Genomic DNA, 20,430 nt, shown 5'->3' on the forward strand with positions numbered 1-20,430 from the left:
AATAGATATTATGACCATAATTAATAACACCCAATACCGAAAACCATTGCCCGGCTCAAATGTGGATTACTACGACACGCAAGCTGCGGTAGATGCAATAAAGCCTGGTGCTTATGCCACATTGCCTTACACATCACGCGTACTTGCCGAAAACTTAGTGCGCCGCTGTGAGCCAGATATGCTAACCGATGCGCTTAATCAGCTTATTGAGCGTAAGCAAGATTTAGACTTTCCGTGGTATCCGGCGCGCGTGGTGTGCCACGATATTTTAGGCCAAACTGCATTAGTTGATTTAGCAGGCCTGCGCGACGCAATAGCTGCAAAAGGTGGTGATCCAGCAAAAGTAAACCCGGTTGTGCCAACACAGCTAATTGTTGATCACTCATTAGCGGTAGAGCACGCAGGCTTTGACCCTGAAGCGTTTGAAAAAAACCGTGCAATAGAAGATAGACGCAACGACGACCGTTTTCATTTTATAAACTGGACTAAAACCGCCTTTAAAAATATTGATGTTATTCCGCCTGGTAACGGCATTATGCATCAAATTAACCTTGAAAAAATGTCGCCTGTTATTCAAAACCGCGATGGCATTGCATTCCCCGATACCTTAGTTGGTACCGACAGCCACACCCCACATGTGGATGCACTTGGTGTAATTGCTGTAGGTGTTGGTGGGCTTGAAGCCGAAAGCGTAATGCTTGGCCGTGCCTCGTACATGCGCCTGCCTGATATAGTAGGAGTTGAGCTTACAGGTACTCGTCAGCCTGGCATTACCGCAACCGACATAGTGCTGGCCATTACCGAATTTTTACGCGCTCAGCGTGTGGTTTCAACCTATTTAGAATTTTACGGCGAAGGCGCTGATGCACTAACCCTTGGCGACAGAGCAACTATTTCAAACATGACACCAGAATTTGGTGCCACTGCAGCCATGTTTTATATAGACGATAAAACAATCGATTATTTGCGTTTAACAGGTCGTGATGAAGAGCAAATAGCCCTTGTAGAAAACTACGCTAAAACGGCTGGCCTTTGGAGCGATAGTTTAAAAACCGCAAAATATGAGCGGGTGCTTAAATTTGATTTATCGAGTGTTGGACGTAATATTGCTGGGCCTTCAAACCCACACCGCCGTGTATCCACCAGCGATTTAGCCAAAGAAGGTATATCTGGCGTTGTTGAAAACGAAGAAGGCTTAATGCCAGATGGCGCCTGTATTATTGCTGCTATTACCAGTTGTACTAACACCAGTAATCCGCGCAACGTAATTGCTGCCGGCTTACTTGCGCGTAATGCAAATGCCAAAGGTTTAATGCGTAAACCCTGGGTTAAAACGTCATTAGCACCGGGTTCAAAAGCGGTGCAATCATACCTAGAAGAAGCAAAATTACTCCCTGAACTTGAAAAACTTGGCTTTGGTATTGTGGGTTTTGCTTGTACTACCTGTAACGGCATGAGTGGCGCGCTTGACCCTGTAATTCAACAAGAAGTGATAGATCGCGACTTATACGCAACAGCGGTACTCTCGGGCAACCGTAACTTTGATGGGCGTATACATCCGTATGCTAAGCAAGCGTTTTTAGCGTCACCGCCATTAGTGGTAGCTTACGCTATTGCCGGTACTATTCGTTTTGATATAGAAAAAGGTGTACTAGGGAAAGATCAAAATGGTAACGATATAACGCTAAAAGATTTATGGCCAAGCGATGAAGAAATAGATGAAGTAATAAAACAAAGCGTAAAGCCAGAGCAATTTAAAAAAGTGTACGAACCTATGTTTGATTTAACCGTAGATTACGGTGAAGACAACGACCCGCTATACAATTGGCGCGAGCAAAGCACCTATATTCGCCGCCCGCCATACTGGGAAGGCGCCCTTGCAGGTGAGCGAACCATGACCGGCATGCGCGCCCTTGCTGTACTTGGCGATAACATTACAACGGATCATTTATCGCCTTCAAACGCTATTATGGCAAGTAGTGCCGCGGGTGAATACTTAACTAAAATGAACGTCCCTGAAGAGGACTTTAACTCGTACGCAACGCACCGAGGGGATCACTTAACAGCGCAGCGCGCTACATTTGCAAACCCTAAATTGTTAAACGAAATGGTGCGTGATGAAAACGGCGAAGTTAAACAAGGTTCATACGCACGAATAGAGCCACAAGGTTCTAACACACGTATGTGGGAAGCAATCGAAGCTTATATGCAGCGTAAACAACCACTCATTATTGTAGCCGGCGCCGATTATGGGCAAGGCTCATCGCGTGATTGGGCTGCAAAAGGGGTAAGGCTTGCAGGCGTTGAGGTTATAGCCGCAGAGGGCTTTGAGCGTATTCACCGTACTAACTTAATTGGTATGGGTGTATTACCGCTTGAGTTTAAACCTGGCACTACCCGCAAAACGCTTAACATTGATGGCAGCGAAAGCTTTGATGTAAAAGGCGAGCCAACACCAGGTGCAACGCTTGATTTAGTGATTACACGTAAAAACGGTGAGGTACTAACAGTACCTATGAAATGCAGATTGGATACCCAAGAAGAACTTTCTATTTATGCCGCTGGTGGTGTATTACAGCGCTTTGCGCAAGACTTTTTAGAAGCAACGCAATCAGCATAAGGGGCGTGCATTATGTTTAAACCACAAATTAAAGTGCCAGCAACTTATATGCGCGGCGGAACCAGTAAAGGTGTATTTTTTAAGTTAACCGACTTACCCAAACCTGCCCAAGTGGCAGGTGAGGCGCGCGACAATTTACTGTTACGCATAATTGGTAGCCCCGACCCATATGGCAAACAAACCGATGGAATGGGCGGTGCAACATCAAGTACTAGTAAAACGGTTATTTTAAGTAAAAGCGAGCAACCTAACCACGATGTGGATTATTTATTTGGCCAAGTGGCAATAGATAAACCTTTTATAGATTGGAGCGGCAATTGCGGTAATTTAACCAGCGCAGTAGGTGCGTTTGCTATAACGAACGGCTTAGTTGATAAAAGCACAGTACCCGATAACGGTGTAGCCGTGGTGCGAGTATGGCAGGCTAATATTAAAAAAAGCATTTTAGTTCATGTGCCTATCACCAATGGCGAAGTGCAAGAAACTGGCGATTTTGAACTTGATGGCGTGACCTTTGCTGCTGCCGAGGTAAAGCTAGAGTTTTTAAACCCCGCCGATGGTGAAGGGGCGTTATTCCCAACAGGCAATGTAGTAGATGACTTAGAAGTACCAGGTGTTGGTACTTTAAAAGCCACCATGATAAACGCGGGTATTCCTACTGTATTTATTAATGCCGAGGATATTGGCTATAGTGGCACTGAGCTGCAAAGCGATATTAATAACGATACTGACGCACTTAAAAAACTTGAAACTATTCGTGCCTATGGCGCAGTCAAAATGGGGTTAATAGCTAATATTAATGAAGCGCAAACACGCCAACACACACCAAAAGTAGCCTTTGTGGCAGCGCCATTAGATTATAACGCGTCAAGTGGTAAGTTTATTGAAGCTACAACAATTGATTTATTAGTACGTGCTATGTCTATGGGCAAGCTTCATCACGCTATGATGGGCACAGCCGCAGTCGCTATTGGCGCAGCCGCGGCTATTGAAGGTACGCTTGTTAATTTGGCCGCAGGTGGCGGGACATTGAACGAAGTTAACTTTGGCCACCCCTCTGGCACGCTAAAAGTAGGCGCAGAAGCTAAAAAAATAGCTGGAGATTGGCAAGTTACCAAAGCAAGTATGAGCCGCAGTGCTCGTGTGCTTATGGAGGGCGTTGTAAGAGTACCTCAATAGTATTTAACAAAATTAACCTGAATTCTGGATAATAAACCTATCTCTATCAGCCATTTTAAGCGCTAACTGCGTTGGATTTACTTAAAATTTCTGGTTAGAGAAAATAAATTTAAATATCACCATGATTCAATATGTTAGTAAATATCTTAGCCAGAGTTCAGATTAATTAACAAAGCTAAAACATAATGTTTTTAATCTATTTATTATTTTTGTAAAATATGAATAAGCTCTTATTTTTAATTTAAGGACTTAGTTTCAAAAAAATAAAGGGATTTAAAATGAATAAAATGGTTATTGGGTTAGCTTTTACAGTTTCATCGTTTGGTGCACTTGGAGAAAGCGCAGATGGCTGGCCAGAAGGCGGTGCAATGCACACAGGCAATATTTATAATTTAGAGGGCAACAGATACAAAATTAAAATCAGTAAAATGATGAATGAAATATACCCGCAACTAAATGACGACTACCAAATAGATGCAGTTAAAGCGCAAATAAAAGCATGGGAGCACTATATAGATGCAACATGTAATGTTGTTGGCATAGCAACTGGTGCAGGTGGGAGTTGGCCTTCAACGTATAGCGTAAAATGCGAGCGAAGCCTCAGTTATGATAGATACTTTGCGACTAAAAATGCGCTAAAGTGTGTTAAAAAACTTAGCGAAGCAGATTTTGTAGGACGTAGCGAAAAGCTAAATTGTTTAATTCAAACACTCAATATTAAAATATTTTAAGAGTAACAGCAGTGCTACAGCTATATTATAAAGTTAGCTGTAGCATTTTTAGCTTTACAAAAACTCTATTTCTACGGTTTCGTCTTTTGCAATATTGCCACTTTCGGCGGGCACCACAATAAGGCAGTTAGCGTGGCTAAGCGATGAGAGTACCCCCGAACCTTGCTTATTTATAGGCGTTACCAGTAGGTTATTGTTTTCGTCGGTACTGGCAATACCACGTTGAAAGTCGGTACGGCCGGGGCGCTTTTTAATCAGCGCTGTGGTGGTTGCTTTTAAACGTAACTTAGCAGTATGTTCATTTCCTGAAAGCTTTGTAAGGGCTGGCTTTACAAGTCGCTCAAGCGTAACGGCTGCCGATACGGGGTTACCTGGTAAACCAAAAAAGTAGCTGTTAGGTAATTTACCAAAAGCAAAGGGTTTGCCCGGCTTCATGGCAATTTTCCAAAAATGGATATCGCCAATTTCATTTAATACTTCTTTAGTAAAATCGGCTTCGCCAACCGATACACCACCAGAGCTTATTACGGCATCTGCTTGCTCGTTTGCTTTTAAAAATGTGTTTTTAATGAGCGTTTTATCATCGGCAATTATGCCAAAATCAATCACTTCTATATTGTTATCATTAAGCTCGCTTAATATAACAGCGCGATTACTTTCATAAATAGCACCTGCAGGAAGGGCATTGCCAGGCTCTATAAGTTCATCCCCTGTAGAAAATACCGCGACCTTTAGTGTTTCATATACACTTACTTGGTTAATACCAATAGAGGCAAGTAAGCCTACATCTACCGCTTTTAGTTTTCTGCCCGCTTTAAAAACAACACTATTTTTTGCAATGTCTTCACCTGCAAAGCGCACATTATTATTGAGCTCAAAATGACCTGTAAATGTTATTTTATCGTTATCTACACTGGCGTTTTCTTGCATAACTACCGCATTAGCGCCAGGGGGCAGGGCAGCGCCGGTCATAATTCTAACGCATTGCCCAGGTGTTAAGGTGTTTTTAAAGGTTTGCCCAGCAAATACACTGCCTACTTGCTGATAAGTTGTTAGCCCTTCGCTTAGGCAAAGTGCATAGCCATCCATTGCCGAATTATCGTGAGCAGGCACATTTATATTGGATTTAATATCGCTTGCTAAAACACGGCCAACACTGTGCATTATTGAAATGGTTTCTGCGGCTTTATTAAAGTTAATAGCGCTTAGCATGTTACTAATTGCGGTTTCTACTGGTAATAAACCAGGTGCATTGCATACATCGTTCATATATATTGTTTTTTATAATGTGTCTGATTTTTAAAACAATACTTATAATGTTAAAGCTTTACAATACATGGTGTGGTTATTTGTTATTACTGTTAGTGGTATTTAGCAATCCTCTTAACGCAAAAGAAACGCTGCACATAGCCGTTGCGAGCAATTTTAAACCTGTGCTGCAAACGCTGGTGACTAACCCAGCCCTAAAAAATATTAATATTAAAATATCAGCTGCTTCTAGCGGCGTATTGCACTCTCAAATTATGCACGGTGCACCGTACGATATTTTTTTATCAGCCGACGCTGCACGCCCACACGCACTGATCAAAGACGGCTTTGCACTAAATAATAGCTTAACCACCTATGCGATAGGTTTATTAGCCCTGTGGCAGCCAAGCAACTCAGTTATTAATAATAAATTAGCCATTGCTAATCCGCGGTTTTCGCCATATGGGCAATCATCGGCGCATTATGCTAAAAACTATATAAAAACACCGTATGAATTTGTGTATGCAAATAATATTACCCATGCGTTTCAATTTGTAGAAACAGGCAATGCCGCTAAAGGCTTGGTCGCGCTATCCACGTTAAAGTCGGCGTATCGCAAAACTAAAAATAAAAAATATTTAAATTACACGCTTATCGAATCTGAAAAATACCCTGAAATAACGCAGCAAGGCGTTATCATAAGCGCGACTAAGCATTTAACGACAGCTAAAAAGTTTATGGCTTTTTTAAATGACCCCTCAACCGCAAAAACATTATTAGAGCTTGGTTATAAAGCAAAGGAAAGTGATGTTAGCAAGTGATGTAACAGCGCTGTGGCTTACAATTAAACTTGCCTTTATAACGGCTGCTATTTTGTTGATTATATGCATTCCGCTTGCATGGCAGCTAGCCAGTTATAAAGGTAAGTTAAAGCCTATATTAGAAGCACTTATAGCAATGCCTTTGGTGCTGCCGCCTACGCTAATGGGCTTTTATTTATTGGTATTGTTTTCACCTACTCATGCATTTGGCCAGTTTTGGTTTTGGCTCACGGGTACGCAGCTCGCGTTTAGTTTTCAAGGGGTGGTTATTGGTTCGTTATTTTACTCTCTCCCTTTTGTGATGCAGCCGTTACTGGCGGGCTTTAAACAAATAAATACTACTTACAATCAAGCTGCTATTGCCTTAGGGATCAGTCCATTTAAGCGTTTTATGTATTTAACGTTACCGCTATTAAAGCCAAGCATAGGCAGTGCCTTTGCACTGGGCTTTGCCCATACATTGGGAGAATTTGGTTTAGTACTAATGATTGGTGGCAATATACAAGGCGAAACACAAGTGGTGTCTATTGCGTTGTACGACCATGTAGAGTCGCTTAATTATGGGGCAGCGCACCAATTGTCGTTGGTATTGCTAGCAATCTCGTTTGCGTGTTTAGTGTTGTTGTTTAAATTTAATAAAACCGTGATAAACGGAGCTGCTAATCGTGCTTAAAATACAATGTCATCAACGTTTGGACGATTTTGAATTACATGTTGATTTAGCTATAAATCAATTTGATATTTTAGGGGTGTTTGGCCCTTCGGGCTCGGGCAAATCGAGCTTATTACAGGCGATAGCAGGGCTTACGACGGCGCAAAATGTGTGTATAAATAATCATAATATTACCCATTTAAAGCCCGATAAACGCCTACTTACTTTACAGCTGCAGTCGTGCCCGTTATTTCCACATTTAAATGTGATGGGTAATTTACTGTTTACTCACAAGCATTGTAAAAATAAAAGTAATAACCTAACGCCTGATCAGGTAATTGATTTATTAGCACTAAACCCATTACTAAATCGTGATGTGTCGGGGCTTTCGGGCGGGGAGAGTCAGCGCGTAATTTTTGCAAGAACACTACTAAGTGGGCAATCTGTTGTTTTACTTGATGAGCCATTTAGCGCCTTAGATTGGTCAACGCGTTTTACTATGTTGGGGGCTGTTCAACAACTTAATAAATCCCATGGTATTAAATTTATTATTGTTAGCCACTCTTTAAAAGAGCTACTTTATTGTAGTGATACATTACTTCATATAGCGAAAGGCAACGTGCTCCAGTGCGGTGCAACACAAGAAGTGGTGCAAAGTATTTATACAAATAAGAGCCAAACGCCACTTAGTATACTTAGTTATAGTAAGCCTGAATTTAATGAGGCTTTTGGTTTATACCAGCTTACTCTTAGTAATAGCCAACAGCATTTATATGCAGTGCCTTCGCTGGTAAAACAAAACCATAAGTTAATTATAGAAAGCAGCCAAATAACCTACAGCAAAGTAAAACCAATTAACGAGAGTAGTTCAAATGTGCTAATAGGTATGCTTGAAAATGCCCAGCAGCTTGATGAGCAATGGCTACTAACTGTTAACGTAGATACGCAATTACTGTATTGCACGGTGTCTAAAAGGCAATGGCAGCAAAGTGCTGTAAGCCTAGGCGAGCAGATTTATTTGACAATAAATAACCTAGAAACGCTAAATTAGGCTTTTAAAAGCTGTCATGTATTTACAGTGTACTAAATTAAGCACTGCAAACAGGGCAGTGCTTATTTTTAACAATATTAAAACGGTTAAACTCCATACTCAAACCATCTACAAGTAATAGCTGCTCGGTGAGTTTACTAGGCAGTCCTGCAATAATTTTAAGTGCTTCAGTCGCTTGAATACTACCAATAAGCCCTACAATAGGCGAGAGCACGCCTGACTCTGAACAGCTTTGAGTTTGTTCGCCAAAGAGCTGTGACACACACCCGTAGCAATGGCTATTAGGCGCCATTGTAAAGCAAGCTACTTGTCCCTCTAACCTTATGGCAGAGCCCGAAACCAAGGGCGTACGGGTGTTATAGCAGGCGCTGTTGAGCAAATTACGTGTTGCTAAGTTATCAGTGCAGTCAATAACTACATCTACTTTGCTAAGTAGTTGTTCAAGGTGCGAATTTTCATTTAAAAATTCATCAATAGTGTGGATCTCTATTTCATCATTTAACTGAGTTAACTGTTTTTTTGCACTGTGGGTTTTTAAGCACCCAACATCACTTTGTTTATAGAGCACCTGCCTTTGCAAGTTAGTTGCATCAACCACATCGTTATCTACAAGCGTTAACGTACCTACGCCCGATGCCGCTAAGTACTGCGCAACTGGACAGCCTAATCCACCTAACCCCACAATAAGAGCATGACTTTGCCATATTTTTTCTTGTCCATCTATATCTAGCTGAGGAAGCATAATATGGCGAGAATAGCGTAATTGCTGCTGATACGTTAAAGGGGGTTTTTGCATTAATGAGTTCTCATAATTTTTTTTAACAATACCAATTAGTTAAAACCTAGAGCAAGTAAAGCTTAAAAATTCTTTGCACTGTTTACGCCCAACAAAGCTGCTTAAATAGTGCAAAGCGAAATAAATATTAATTCCCAAAAATATAAGTAACTGAAAAACCTACCTATTAATTGTTGGCTTAGTAATTGCTGAAAGTGGTTAACGTTAATTTAACAATCGTCGCAGTGTTATTACTACCAAAGTCATACTCACTGCTTAAAATAATAATCGTTACAAGGAAAAAAACATGCAACCGAGTTCTGGGTTTAATCTCATATCGTTTAGCGGAAAAATGAAAATACTACATTTAAGCTGGATGGTGTTTTTTATCTCTTTTTTTGTATGGTTTAACCATGCTCCATTACTAGGGGCAATAGCGGGCTCGCTAGGTATAACTATGGCACAGGTAAAAACGCTGCTCATTTTAAATGTGGCCTTAACCATTCCGGCGCGTGTTGTTGTTGGCATGCTGACAGATAAGTTTGGCCCGCGTATTGTTTATGCCGCTTTACTTATTTTATGTAGCATACCGTGTTTTATGTTTGCTATGGCCACCACGTTTGAGCAAGCCGCTATCGCGCGTTTTGCACTAGGCTTTATTGGTGCAGGCTTTGTAGTGGGCATTCGTATGGTGAGCGAATGGTTCCCAGCTAATGAGCTTGGTACAGCAGAAGGTATTTATGGTGGCTGGGGTAATTTTGGCTCGGCTGCCGCTGCCATGTTACTACCTGTATTAGCGCTTATGTTTGGCGGTGACGATGGCTGGCGCTATGCCATTGGTTTAACGGGCGTACTTAGCGTTATTTTTGGTGTTATTTGGTACATAAACGTAACCGATACACCAAAAGGGGGGACGTACTTTAAGCCTAAAAAAGTAGGCGCAATGGAAGTAACCAGTAAAGGTGACTTTGTATTATTGCTTATTATGAAATTACCTATGTATGGCGCACTGGCTTTACTTACTTGGAAGTTGTCTCCTACAGGCGCTAATTTAATTTCTGCCAATTTTGTTTTAGCCGTTTATGCATTTTTAGTGCTGTTATACGCTTACGAGGTATATAAAACCTTTGATATAAACGGACATATATTTAAACAACCCGTGCCAGAATCACACCGCTACGAATTTAAACAAGTAGCTGTACTTAATATTTTATATTTTACCACCTTTGGCTCAGAGCTGGCCGTTGTATCTATGCTGCCATTATTTTTTATGGAAGTGTTTGGCCTAGATATGGTGTACGCAGGTTTACTGGCCTCTGCTTATGCGTTTATGAATTTAGCCTCGCGCCCAGGTGGTGGTTGGATCTCAGATAGAATGGGCCGTCGTAAAACACTTATTGTTCTTACCTCAGGGTTAGCTGTTGGCTACTTTGTTATGGGCTTAGTTGACGCTAGCTGGCCACTTTGGCTTGCTGTAGCTGCTGCCATGGCGTGTTCGTTCTTTGTGCAAGCTGGTGAGGGAGCGGTTTTTGCTGCTGTGCCACTTATTAAACGTCGCTTAACAGGGCAAATTGCAGGTATGACAGGCGCTTACGGTAACGTTGGCGCGGTGGTGTATTTAACGGCGCTCTCATTAGTGGATTACCAAACGTTCTTTATGATTATTGCTGCCAGTGCATTGTTAGGTTTAGGGGCGTTATTTTTCATGAAAGAGCCAGATGGGCACATGACAGAAGTAAACGAAGATGGCTCTGTTGAACTTATTTCAGTGACTTAAGGCAGCGTTAACCATGTTTGATGAAACCCAACACGCTCAAGTTCGTAATAATACGCTAGATGTTTCTTTTGGTGGGCACAGTGCCGCGGGCATAAAAGATGAAAATCAAGATGCGTTTGCTGCTTTAAATACTGAGCACGAACAACAAGAAACAAAAGGCGCTATTGCGTGCTTAGCAGATGGGTGTTCATCAGCTAAAAATGTCAAACAAGCATCGCAGCTCAGTGTTACTCATTTTATAAATGAGTATTTAAATACACCCGACAGCTGGGCGGTCAAAAAATCGGTTTCTAAGGTTTTAGCTAGCTTAAATCAGTGGTTATATTCGCAATCAGTCAACTATAACCACTTAGGGCAACGCCAAGCTGATTGGATGACCACCTTTACGGCGCTTATATTAAAATCAGCTACGGGGTATATATTTCATTTAGGCGATACTCGCATTACGCGTTTACGCGATAATCAAATGGAAGCGATAACGCGGGATCATAAAGTAAATGATACGCTCACTCGTGCTTTAGGCGCGCAGTCACATCAAGAAATTGATGTTTACGAAGTTGACCTAAAAGCCGGTGATATTTACATACTGACTTGCGATGGTGTGCATGATGTATTGCCCTATAGTGAAATTGCCAACGAAATAAACGCCCATAACAACTTAGAGCAGGCAGCAAGTGCCATTACCTCACGCGCTATAGCACAAGGCAGTGATGATAATGTGAGTTGTTTATTAGTGAAGGTAAATAGCATTGCGCAGCAAAATCTAGATGAGCTTTATCAATCGTTAACGCAGCGAAAAATACCACCCGCATTAGAAGTTGGCCAAATAATTGATGGTTATACGGTTATTCGTAAAATCAACGAAAGCAGCCGATCGCACATTTATTTGGTACAGCAAGCACCTGATGCACCCCCCGTTGTATTAAAGGCACCTTCGGTTAATTTTGAAGACGATATACACTACCTTCAAGGCTTTATACGCGAAGGGTGGGTAGGGCAACGTATTAATCATCCTAATGTAATGAAGGTTTTAAATACACAATCGCAAAGCCGTTTTTTATATCATATTTGCGAGTACATGGACGGACAAACCCTCAGTGACTATAAGCACGACGTCCCTTATTTAGAAATAGCGCAAGTGCGCAGTATTGTAGAGCAAATAGTGCATGCGCTAAGGGCATTTCAGCGGTTAGATATGGTACATCGTGATTTAAAGCTCGATAACGTGATGATAGATGCTCACGGTAAAGTTACGTTAATTGATTACGGTACTGTAAGTGTTGCGGCTATGGATGAGTCGGTTAAGCAAATAGCCGATGACTGCCCGCAAGGGACTATAGATTATACGGCTCCTGAAACACTTATTTCGCTGCACGCCGATTTTAAAAGCGATATGTTTTCGCTTGGGGTGATTGCTTATGAGTTATTGTGCTCGAAGCTGCCTTATAAAACATTACCGGCAAGTCATACCCCTATTGATTACAGCCACTGGCAATACACAAGTATTCGCAAGTACCGAGCCGATATACCCTTTTGGTTAGATCAGGCTTTAATGAAAGCACTTGCGCCAAAACCAGAGCTCAGATACCACGCATTTTCTGAGTTTTTAACAGATATTAGTAAACCTAATCCACATTTACAGAGCTCAGCCAACAAAATTTCAATAATGAAACGCGATCCAGTATTACTCTGGAAGAGCATTTCGCTGTGTTTATTTATCATTTTATTGTGCGTGCTCATAATTAAAAACTAAGAGACCAACATGTTAAATTATAAAAATAACTTACCTATTATTTTAATGATAGGGTGCATTGCTGCGCCTTCAATTAGTGTTGCAGCGCAAACCGACCTTAATTTTAGGCTGCGTTATGAAAGTGCAGAGCAAGATAACGCACTAAAAGATGCCAGTAGCTTAACGCTGCGTACACGCCTTACTCATAAAACCGATGAAGTGAATAGCTTTTCTGCTTTATTAGAGGTCGAAGATAGCCGAAGCCTATTAGGTGTAGACGATTACAACAATACACTGGGTAAAAATACAAATTACTCAGTAATAGCCGACCCTGAAACCACAGAGATAGATCAGGCTTTTGTTAAATACGCAAAAAATGCTTTATCAATTAAAGTAGGTAGGCAAGTAATAGCGCTTGATGGACAGCGCTTTGTAGGCCACGTTGGCTTTAGGCAAGACAGGCAAACTTTTGATGCTGCAACAGTAAATTACACCTTTAATGATATTAACTTGCACTATAGCTACATAAGTAAGCGCAACCGTATATTTGCCGATAGCAAAGATATTGATGCATCCGATCATCTTATCAATGCAAGCTTTAAAACAAGCCTAGGTAAGGTGGTTTTATACAGCTATTTATTAAGTGACGATGCAATAGATAATGACAGCTTAGATACTTATGGTGTTTCTTTTAATGGTAATAAAACGCTCAGCGAGATTAAATTTTACTATAAAGCACAGTACGCCACGCAATCAGCATCAACGAGCATGAGTGATTTTGACGCTGATTACTATGCATTTGAAGGGGGGATAGATTTAGGCGGTTTAGGTATTGAAGTCGTTACATTAAAAGCTGGTATTGAGTCACTGGGTTCTGATAACGGCGATTATGGTTTTGCCACGCCGCTTGCCACAATGCATAAATTTAATGGCTGGGCCGATACGTTTTTAGCAACCCCAGCACAAGGGCTTGATGACACTTATGTAAGTTTAAATGGTAAAGCTTACGGCGGTAAATGGCTGTTGGCGTATCACAGCTTTGATGCCAACGATAGCGCCAATGGCGTTGATGATTTAGGCACAGAGCTAAACGTACAATACGTAAAGCCTATTAATAAAACCTATGCTGTAGGCGCAAAATATGCCGATTATTCAGCAGGAGATAGCGCTGCAGGCAAAGTTGATACCCAAAAACTGTGGGTATGGGTAAGCGCTAAATTTTAAGTATTTAACCTAAACCCTCGTTATTTAATTTAAAGCGTTACAAGTTGGTGCAATAGCGCCAGCTTGTGGTGCTTTCACTTCTTTTTTACTGTATTAAATTAGTTAAGCTGTTGAAATATATTGCTTATATATCTGGCTTGCATATTGCTATAACCAACACATAATAAATTATACATTTAAAGTACCCATCTAAAGTTAAGTGTATTTTAAATCAAACAGGTGATTTTAATGCCAAGCAAGCAGCGTGTTGTAGTTGTCGGAAATGGAATGGTTGGCCATCATTTTGTACAACAGCTAGTATCACAACAAGGTGATACTCAAAATATGGAGATTACCGTACTCAGCGGTGAAGACCGACTCGCTTATGACCGCGTACAGCTTTCGTCTTTTTTTAAAGGTAAAACCGAAGACGATTTAGCACTTACCTGCAGTAAAACCTATCAAGATTGGCAAGTGTGCTTTCATACTCATTCTAAAGTGGTTGATATAAACCGCGATGCAAAAACAGTCACTACTGCAAAAGGCAAAACATTTGAATACGACAAGTTAATATTGGCTACCGGTTCATTTGCATTTGTACCACCCATTCCAGGTAAAGACCGTGAGCATTGCCTAGTTTACAGAACCATTAACGATTTACACGCCATAAAAAAATCTGCACATGCCAGCAAAGTGGGCGTAGTAATTGGCGGCGGTTTATTAGGGCTTGAAGCAGCCAACGCGTTAAAGCAGCTTGGCTTGCAAACCCATGTAATAGAATTTGCACCACAACTTATGGGCGTACAAATAGATGGTGCAGGTGGTCGATTGCTTAAAAATAAAATTACCGAGCTGGGCGTTACTGTGCATACATCAGTGGCGACAGAGCAAATTATAGAAGGTGAAAACAGCCGTTATAAAATGTGCTTTAAAGGGGGGCAAACCCTAGAAACCGACATGATTGTATTTTCGGCCGGTATTCGCCCATACGATAACCTAGCTCGTGAGTTTAATTTAGAAATAGGTGAGCGCGGCGGCATCGTAATAAACAACCATTGCCAAACGAATGATAAAAACATATACGCCATAGGCGAATGCGCCCTTTGGAATAACTTTATTTTTGGCCTTGTAGCACCGGGCTACGCGATGGCAAAAGTAGCGGCGGGGCATGTTTTACAACAGCTGTCTTCAAACAAAGCTTTACACACTACCTCAAACAATTCCTCAAATAGTGCTGATGAATTTAGCGGTGCCGATATGAGCACCAAGCTTAAATTAATGGGTGTTGAAGTAGGCTCAATTGGTGATGCCCATGCACGCAGTGAAGGCGCAATTAGCTATTACTTTGAAGATCAACTAAACGGTATTTACAAAAAAGTAGTCACTAATGAGCAAGGCAATAAGCTCATAGGTGCTGTACTGGTTGGCGATACCAGTGATTACGATAATTTATTGCAGTATCACTTAAATGGCATTGAGCTTAGTGTGCCCGCAGAGTCATTAATAATGCCGCTTGCAGGTGACGCGGGCGAGCTAAACGCTGATGATTTGCCACAAGATGCCATTATTTGTGCGTGCCATAAAGTGACAAAACACACTATCGAACAAGCGGTTATACAAGGTTGTAGCGATTTAAATAAAGTGCAGCAAGCCACTAAAGCTAGTACGGGTTGTGGAGGCTGTGAAAAACTAGTGCAAAGCGTTATTAGCAGTGCACTTAATAATAAAATAGCCACGTTAACCCCAGTAGATGAGCCAGTATCACAGAGCGCTTAACGCAAATAATAAGAGAGCAGTATGGAAACATTAAACACATGTTCAAACACACCTTTGCTTAAACAAACCACCTGCGCTTATTGTGGTGTAGGCTGTGGGGTTGATATTTCATTATTAAATAATACCCCAACAAAACTTGAAGGCACACGCGAGCACCCCGCTAATTTCGGCCGCTTGTGTGTTAAAGGCACGCACCTGCTTGACACCACCGGCACTGATAATCGCTTAACCTCGCCTCTTATTGATAACGAACCCGCCAGCTGGGATACGGCAACTGATTACGTTGCCAACAAATTTAACGCCATTATTAAAGAGCATGGACCGGAGTCGGTTGCGTTTTATGTATCGGGGCAGTTACTTACTGAAGATTACTACGTTGCCAATAAATTAATGAAAGGCTACATAGGCTCAGGCAATATAGATACAAACTCAAGGCTGTGTATGTCATCGGCGGTTGCCGGTTATAAACGTGCGTTTGGTGAGGACGTAGTACCATGTACCTACGAAGATTTAGAGCAAACTGAGCTACTTATTTTAATTGGCTCAAATGCAGCGTGGACACATCCGGTGCTTTACCAGCGTATGGAGCGCGCAAAAAAGCTTAATCCAAACATGAAAGTAGTGGTTATCGACCCGCGAAAAACCGATACAGCCGAACTTGCCGATACCTTTTTAAATATAAAACCAGGCAGCGACGGGGCTCTTTATAACGGCTTACTTAATTATTTAAGTGAACATAACTATTTAGATACGCAATTTATAAACGAGCATACAAACGGCTTTGAAACAGCGCTTGCAGAGGCGAAAAAGTGGAGTGTTAAAGCGGTCAGTGATTTTTGTGATATTGACGCGCAGCTAGTCAGTGACTTTTACGCCTTATTTGCACAAAGCCCAACCGCTATTAGCTTTTATTCAATGGGTATTAACCAATCAAGCTCAGGGGTTGATAAGTGTAATGCCATTATAAATGCGCATTTAGCGTCGGGCAAATTGTTAAAACCTGGCTGTGGCCCGTTTTCAATAACTGGGCAACCTAATGCAATGGGTGGGCGTGAAGTAGGTGGCTTGGCAAATCAATTAGCAGCACATTTAGACATTGAAAACAACGCACACCAACAGTTAGTGCAGCGTTTTTGGCAATCACCAACAATAGCTAAAAAAGCAGGGTGTAATGCGATTGATATGTTTGATGAAATCGCCAAAGGGAAAATAAAAGCTATTTGGGTAATGGCAACCAACCCGATGGTGAGCCTACCTAATAACGCAGCCATACAACATGCACTTGAGCAATGTGAGCTGGTGGTTGTGTCTGACTGTATTGCTAAAAGTGATACGCTAAAATTTGCTGATGTGGCGTTCCCATCAACCGGATGGGGCGAAAAAAACGGCACAGTGTCTAATTCAGAGCGCAGAATATCGAGGCAGCGCCCGCTAGTTGAGCCATTTTCGGGGGCTAAAAACGATTGGCAAATAATGTGTTTAGTTGCCCAAAAAATGGGTTTTGAAGGGTTTGACTTTACAGACCCCAGTGGCATTTTTGAAGAATGGGCACAACTTACAGATTTTGAAAATAATGGTGAGAGGCTATTAAATTTATCAGCCTTAGTAGGGCTTTCGCAGCAGCAATACGATAACTTAAAACCGGTTATGTGGCCGGTACTAAAAAATGAGCCATATAAAAACGGGCAGGTTTTTGTTAATAATCAATTTAGCACCGCAGATAAAAAAGCCCGCTTTATTCCTATAACGCCCAAACTTCCTGTGCAACAAACCTCAAGCGATTACCCGTTTGTAATGAATTCAGGGCGAATACGCGACCAATGGCATACAATGAGTCGCACCGGAAAAAGTACAGCCCTTTCGACTCATATAACGCGCCCATATATTGAAATAAACCCCATAGATGCCAGCAAATTAAACATAAAAGCAAACGATTTAATAACTGCCAATGCTAAAACAGGGCAAGTTACAGCTCATGCAAAAGTGACGAAGGCTGTGCGTAAAGGTGAGTGCTTTATGCCTATTCACTGGAACAAGCAATTTGCCTCATCCGCTACGGTAAGTGGGCTCTATCAATCGGTTGTTGACCCTATTTCGGGCCAAGCTGAGTGTAAGCATGGTGCTGTTGATTTAGTTAAAGCGCAGTTTGCTCAGTACATGCAAATTTTTAGCAAAACAGAGCTTAATATTAACAGTGATTTTTGGCTTAAAGTTAACGCAAGTAATTGTTTTAACTATCAGTTGGCGCTCAATGAGCCGCAAAATGATTTGCTTTATTATTGCCAAACACTGACCGGGTTACAAGGGCAGTGGTCGGCAATGGGCAGTGAAAGAGCAATGCATATTCAATGTATTCAAAACCAGCAGTTAGTGTTTGTTGCGGTTATTTCGTCGGCTCAAAAAGACATATCACTTGAGTGGATAAATCATTTATTTGCAGAGCCTTTAATAACCTTTATCCAATTACAGTCATTGCTGTATGCCACGCCTGATGAAGAGTTTACTCAAGGCGCGCAAGTATGTAGTTGCTTTAAAGTACGTGAGCAACCCATTATAAACGCCATTAAAAGTGGTGAAAATACAGTAGAACAATTGGGGTCTAAACTAAAATGCGGCACTAACTGTGGGTCGTGTAAAACCCAGTTAAGCCAATTAATAAAGCAGCATACTACGCAACACGCTAACAGTATTGATGTTGCAGTTGAAATGTAAATAAACAAGGAAGCATATGCTTAATGATCAATTTGGTCGGCAGTTTAACTATTTGCGCCTCTCAATTACCGATGTGTGTAATTTTAGTTGCACCTACTGTTTACCAAACGGGTATCAGTGCGATACCCCGCGTAACTTTTTAAATAAAAACGAAATAAACACCTTAGTAAATGCATTTGCTTCACTTGGCACAAAAAAAGTACGCATTACGGGCGGTGAGCCGTGTTTACGCAGTGATGTAACCGACATTATAAAGCAATGTAAAAACACCCCAGGCATAGAAAAAGTCGCCATAACAACCAATGGATTTAACTTATTTAATAAAATTGATGAGTTTTACAGTGCTGGCCTTGATGCGCTAAACATTAGTATAGATAGCTTAAACCCGAGTATGTTTAAATTAATTACAGGACACGACAAGCTAACCCATATTTTAAAAGGGATAGACCGGGCAGTTGAGCTGGGCATAAAAGATATAAAAATAAATGCAGTGCTGGCTAAGCAATTTAATAAAAACCAATTGAATGATTTTTTAGACTGGGTAAAACATAAAAAAGTAACGGTACGCTTTATCGAATTAATGGAAACAGGTAATGGTGCCCCCTTTTTTGAACAAAACCATTTAAGCGGGCTAAGTGTTAAAACGCAGCTTTTAGCACAAGGTTGGTTACAGGTAGTGAGAGGTAAATTAAACGGCCCTGCAGAGGAGTTTTGTCACCCCGATTTTAAGGGGTGCATTGGCTTAATTATGCCCTACAGTAAAGATTTTTGTAAAAGCTGTAACCGATTAAGAGTATCGTCACTAGGCAAACTACATTTGTGCCTGTTTGCTGAGCAGGGAATAGACTTACGCCCGCATTTAAATGCGCAAGATACACCAGCCACTGTAAATGCGATTCAAGCGGCAATGGGCAATAAAACTATTAGCCATGAGCTTGATAAGCGCTTAACGGGCGCCACAACCCATTTAGCTATGTTGGGCGGCTAAAATGAGCAATAAAGCCGTGTTTACAGGGGTTGTACTCGCTGGTGGGCAATCATCCAGAATGGGCAGCGATAAAGCTAACCTCATTTTAAAAAATAAAACCTTACTGCAAAATGCATGTGAGTTATTAACGGCAGCAGGAGCAAGTGATGTACTTATAAGCCGTAATGTACAAAGTGCTACTGCGCAATACATCGCAGATATATACCCAGGTTCTGGCCCGCTTGGCGGGATTTATTCAACCTTAATGGCTACAGAGCAGGATATACTTGTAACCGCTGTTGATATGCCATTGCTTACTTGCACCTTATTATCGCAAATTGCATCTGCAGCAAGCGATAACCCCCACTTTCAAACAAATCAGCCACAAATACATGCGTGGCACTTTGAAAATGAACCGTTACCCCTGTATATTCGTAACACCCAAAGCGTTAAACGTCATTTAAAACAATTACTCATAAACGCAAATAGTCATAAATCAGTTAAACAGTTTACCCGTAGTATTGGTGTGCAAATGCTAAAATGTAATAAAGCTCATGCACTTGTTAATACCAATACACCGGCGCAATTTAAAGCTGTTAACGAGCAATTTGACCAACACAAACCTAATTTATTGAGAAGAACCCTATGAGCCATACCACAGAGTCACAAATTGCATTAAACATTGCCGTAATGACAGTAAGCGATACACGCGATGAAATTACAGATACTTCAGGCCATTATTTAATTAAAGCCCTTACTGAAGCAGGCCATCACTTAGCGGATAAAGACATAGTTAAAGATGATGTTTACCAAATGCGAGCAGTTGCATCGCAGTGGATTGCCGATGACACCATTCACGCTATTTTAGTAACCGGTGGTACGGGCTTTACCGAGCGCGACTCAACACCAGAGGCATTTGCACCGCTGTTTGATAAAAGTGTAGATGGATTTGGCGAGCTATTTAGACATATTTCGTACGGCGAAATTGGTAACTCAACTATTCAATCGCGTGCGTTGGCGGGCCTTGCCAATAACACCGTTATTTTTTGTATGCCTGGCTCTACGGGCGCATGTAAAACAGCTTGGACAGGTATTATAAAAGATCAGTTAAACTCAATGCACAAGCCATGTAACTTTGCCCCGCATATTACTATTGGTAAAAAATGCGAATCGCGAGAGCAATAAT

At 41.4% G+C, this 20,430-nt stretch carries 16 protein-coding genes; 14 read left to right on the forward strand and 2 right to left on the reverse strand.

Translation table 11 applies throughout. The annotated features are described in order from the left end of the window. The first annotated feature begins 10 nt into the window (after positions 1-10). The 3 genes from acnD to PAT01_RS00240 all read left to right on the forward strand — a co-directional run bounded on the left by acnD (position 11) and on the right by PAT01_RS00240 (position 4,530). Complete coding sequence (gene acnD, locus PAT01_RS00230) at positions 11-2,620, forward strand: Fe/S-dependent 2-methylisocitrate dehydratase AcnD (RefSeq protein ID WP_154944332.1); 2,610 nt, start codon at positions 11-13, stop codon at positions 2,618-2,620. Positions 2,621-2,632: 12 nt separating this feature from the next. Then, a complete protein-coding gene (prpF, locus tag PAT01_RS00235; protein ID WP_138578264.1) occupies positions 2,633-3,799 on the forward strand; it encodes a 2-methylaconitate cis-trans isomerase PrpF in 1,167 nt (388 codons plus the stop codon). 278 nt (positions 3,800-4,077) lie between these two features. Then, positions 4,078-4,530 carry a lysozyme inhibitor LprI family protein gene (locus tag PAT01_RS00240; protein ID WP_138578262.1) on the forward strand — a complete coding sequence of 151 codons (453 nt, stop codon included), beginning with the start codon at positions 4,078-4,080 and terminating at the stop codon, positions 4,528-4,530. A 54-nt stretch (positions 4,531-4,584) separates the two neighbouring features. Here the strand turns inward: PAT01_RS00240 and moeA are convergent, their stop codons facing one another. Beyond that, positions 4,585-5,799, reverse strand: a complete 1,215-nt coding sequence (gene moeA, locus PAT01_RS00245) for a molybdopterin molybdotransferase MoeA (RefSeq protein ID WP_138578260.1) — start codon at positions 5,797-5,799, stop codon at positions 4,585-4,587. A 47-nt stretch (positions 5,800-5,846) separates the two neighbouring features. Between moeA and modA the strand changes: the two genes are divergently transcribed. From modA to PAT01_RS00260, 3 genes are read left to right on the forward strand one after another with little or no spacing between them, the layout of a single operon-like run. Next, positions 5,847-6,599: a molybdate ABC transporter substrate-binding protein gene (gene modA / locus PAT01_RS00250; RefSeq protein ID WP_138578258.1), complete on the forward strand. Its 753-nt coding sequence runs from the start codon at positions 5,847-5,849 to the stop codon at positions 6,597-6,599. Beyond that, entirely contained in the window at positions 6,586-7,272 is a 687-nt protein-coding gene (gene modB, locus PAT01_RS00255; protein WP_004587743.1) for a molybdate ABC transporter permease subunit, read from the forward strand. Before modA ends, modB begins: the two co-directional genes overlap by 14 nt. After that, positions 7,265-8,302: an ATP-binding cassette domain-containing protein gene (locus PAT01_RS00260; protein WP_154944334.1), complete on the forward strand. Its 1,038-nt coding sequence runs from the start codon at positions 7,265-7,267 to the stop codon at positions 8,300-8,302. Before modB ends, PAT01_RS00260 begins: the two co-directional genes overlap by 8 nt. 37 nt (positions 8,303-8,339) lie before the next feature. Here PAT01_RS00260 and PAT01_RS00265 read toward each other — a convergent pair whose 3' ends face one another. Further along, positions 8,340-9,098: a HesA/MoeB/ThiF family protein gene (locus PAT01_RS00265; protein WP_054982671.1), complete on the reverse strand. Its 759-nt coding sequence runs from the start codon at positions 9,096-9,098 to the stop codon at positions 8,340-8,342. A 286-nt stretch (positions 9,099-9,384) separates the two neighbouring features. Here PAT01_RS00265 and PAT01_RS00270 point away from each other — a divergent pair, with 286 nt between their 5' ends. The 8 genes from PAT01_RS00270 (at position 9,385) to moaB (ending at position 20,429) form a co-directional block, all read left to right on the forward strand. After that, positions 9,385-10,854, forward strand: a complete 1,470-nt coding sequence (locus PAT01_RS00270; RefSeq protein ID WP_154944336.1) for a NarK family nitrate/nitrite MFS transporter — start codon at positions 9,385-9,387, stop codon at positions 10,852-10,854. A gap of 13 nt (positions 10,855-10,867) precedes the next feature. Beyond that, positions 10,868-12,607 (forward strand): bifunctional protein-serine/threonine kinase/phosphatase, encoded by a 1,740-nt coding sequence (locus tag PAT01_RS00275; protein ID WP_154944338.1) that lies wholly within the window; start codon positions 10,868-10,870, stop codon positions 12,605-12,607. Positions 12,608-12,616: 9 nt separating this feature from the next. Continuing rightward, positions 12,617-13,810 (forward strand): alginate export family protein, encoded by a 1,194-nt coding sequence (locus PAT01_RS00280; protein ID WP_154944340.1) that lies wholly within the window; start codon positions 12,617-12,619, stop codon positions 13,808-13,810. Positions 13,811-14,038: 228 nt separating this feature from the next. After that, on the forward strand, positions 14,039-15,565 hold the full coding sequence (locus PAT01_RS00285) for an FAD-dependent oxidoreductase (protein ID WP_154944342.1): 1,527 nt from the start codon (positions 14,039-14,041) through the stop codon (positions 15,563-15,565). A 21-nt stretch (positions 15,566-15,586) separates the two neighbouring features. Next, positions 15,587-18,277 (forward strand): nitrate reductase, encoded by a 2,691-nt coding sequence (locus PAT01_RS00290; RefSeq protein ID WP_154944344.1) that lies wholly within the window; start codon positions 15,587-15,589, stop codon positions 18,275-18,277. 16 nt (positions 18,278-18,293) lie between these two features. Beyond that, positions 18,294-19,265 carry a GTP 3',8-cyclase MoaA gene (gene moaA, locus PAT01_RS00295; protein WP_154944346.1) on the forward strand — a complete coding sequence of 324 codons (972 nt, stop codon included), beginning with the start codon at positions 18,294-18,296 and terminating at the stop codon, positions 19,263-19,265. A gap of 1 nt (position 19,266) precedes the next feature. Continuing rightward, positions 19,267-19,893 (forward strand): molybdenum cofactor guanylyltransferase, encoded by a 627-nt coding sequence (locus tag PAT01_RS00300; RefSeq protein WP_154944348.1) that lies wholly within the window; start codon positions 19,267-19,269, stop codon positions 19,891-19,893. Further along, the gene (gene moaB, locus PAT01_RS00305; RefSeq protein ID WP_039488093.1) at positions 19,890-20,429 is read left to right on the forward strand and encodes a molybdenum cofactor biosynthesis protein B; all 540 of its coding nucleotides are present in this window, start codon (positions 19,890-19,892) and stop codon (positions 20,427-20,429) included. The genes PAT01_RS00300 and moaB overlap by 4 nt, the downstream gene beginning before the upstream one ends. Position 20,430 lies beyond the last annotated feature (1 nt).

The sequence above is a fragment of the Pseudoalteromonas atlantica genome (assembly GCA_007988745.1).
Taxonomy (GTDB): domain Bacteria; phylum Pseudomonadota; class Gammaproteobacteria; order Enterobacterales; family Alteromonadaceae; genus Pseudoalteromonas; species Pseudoalteromonas atlantica.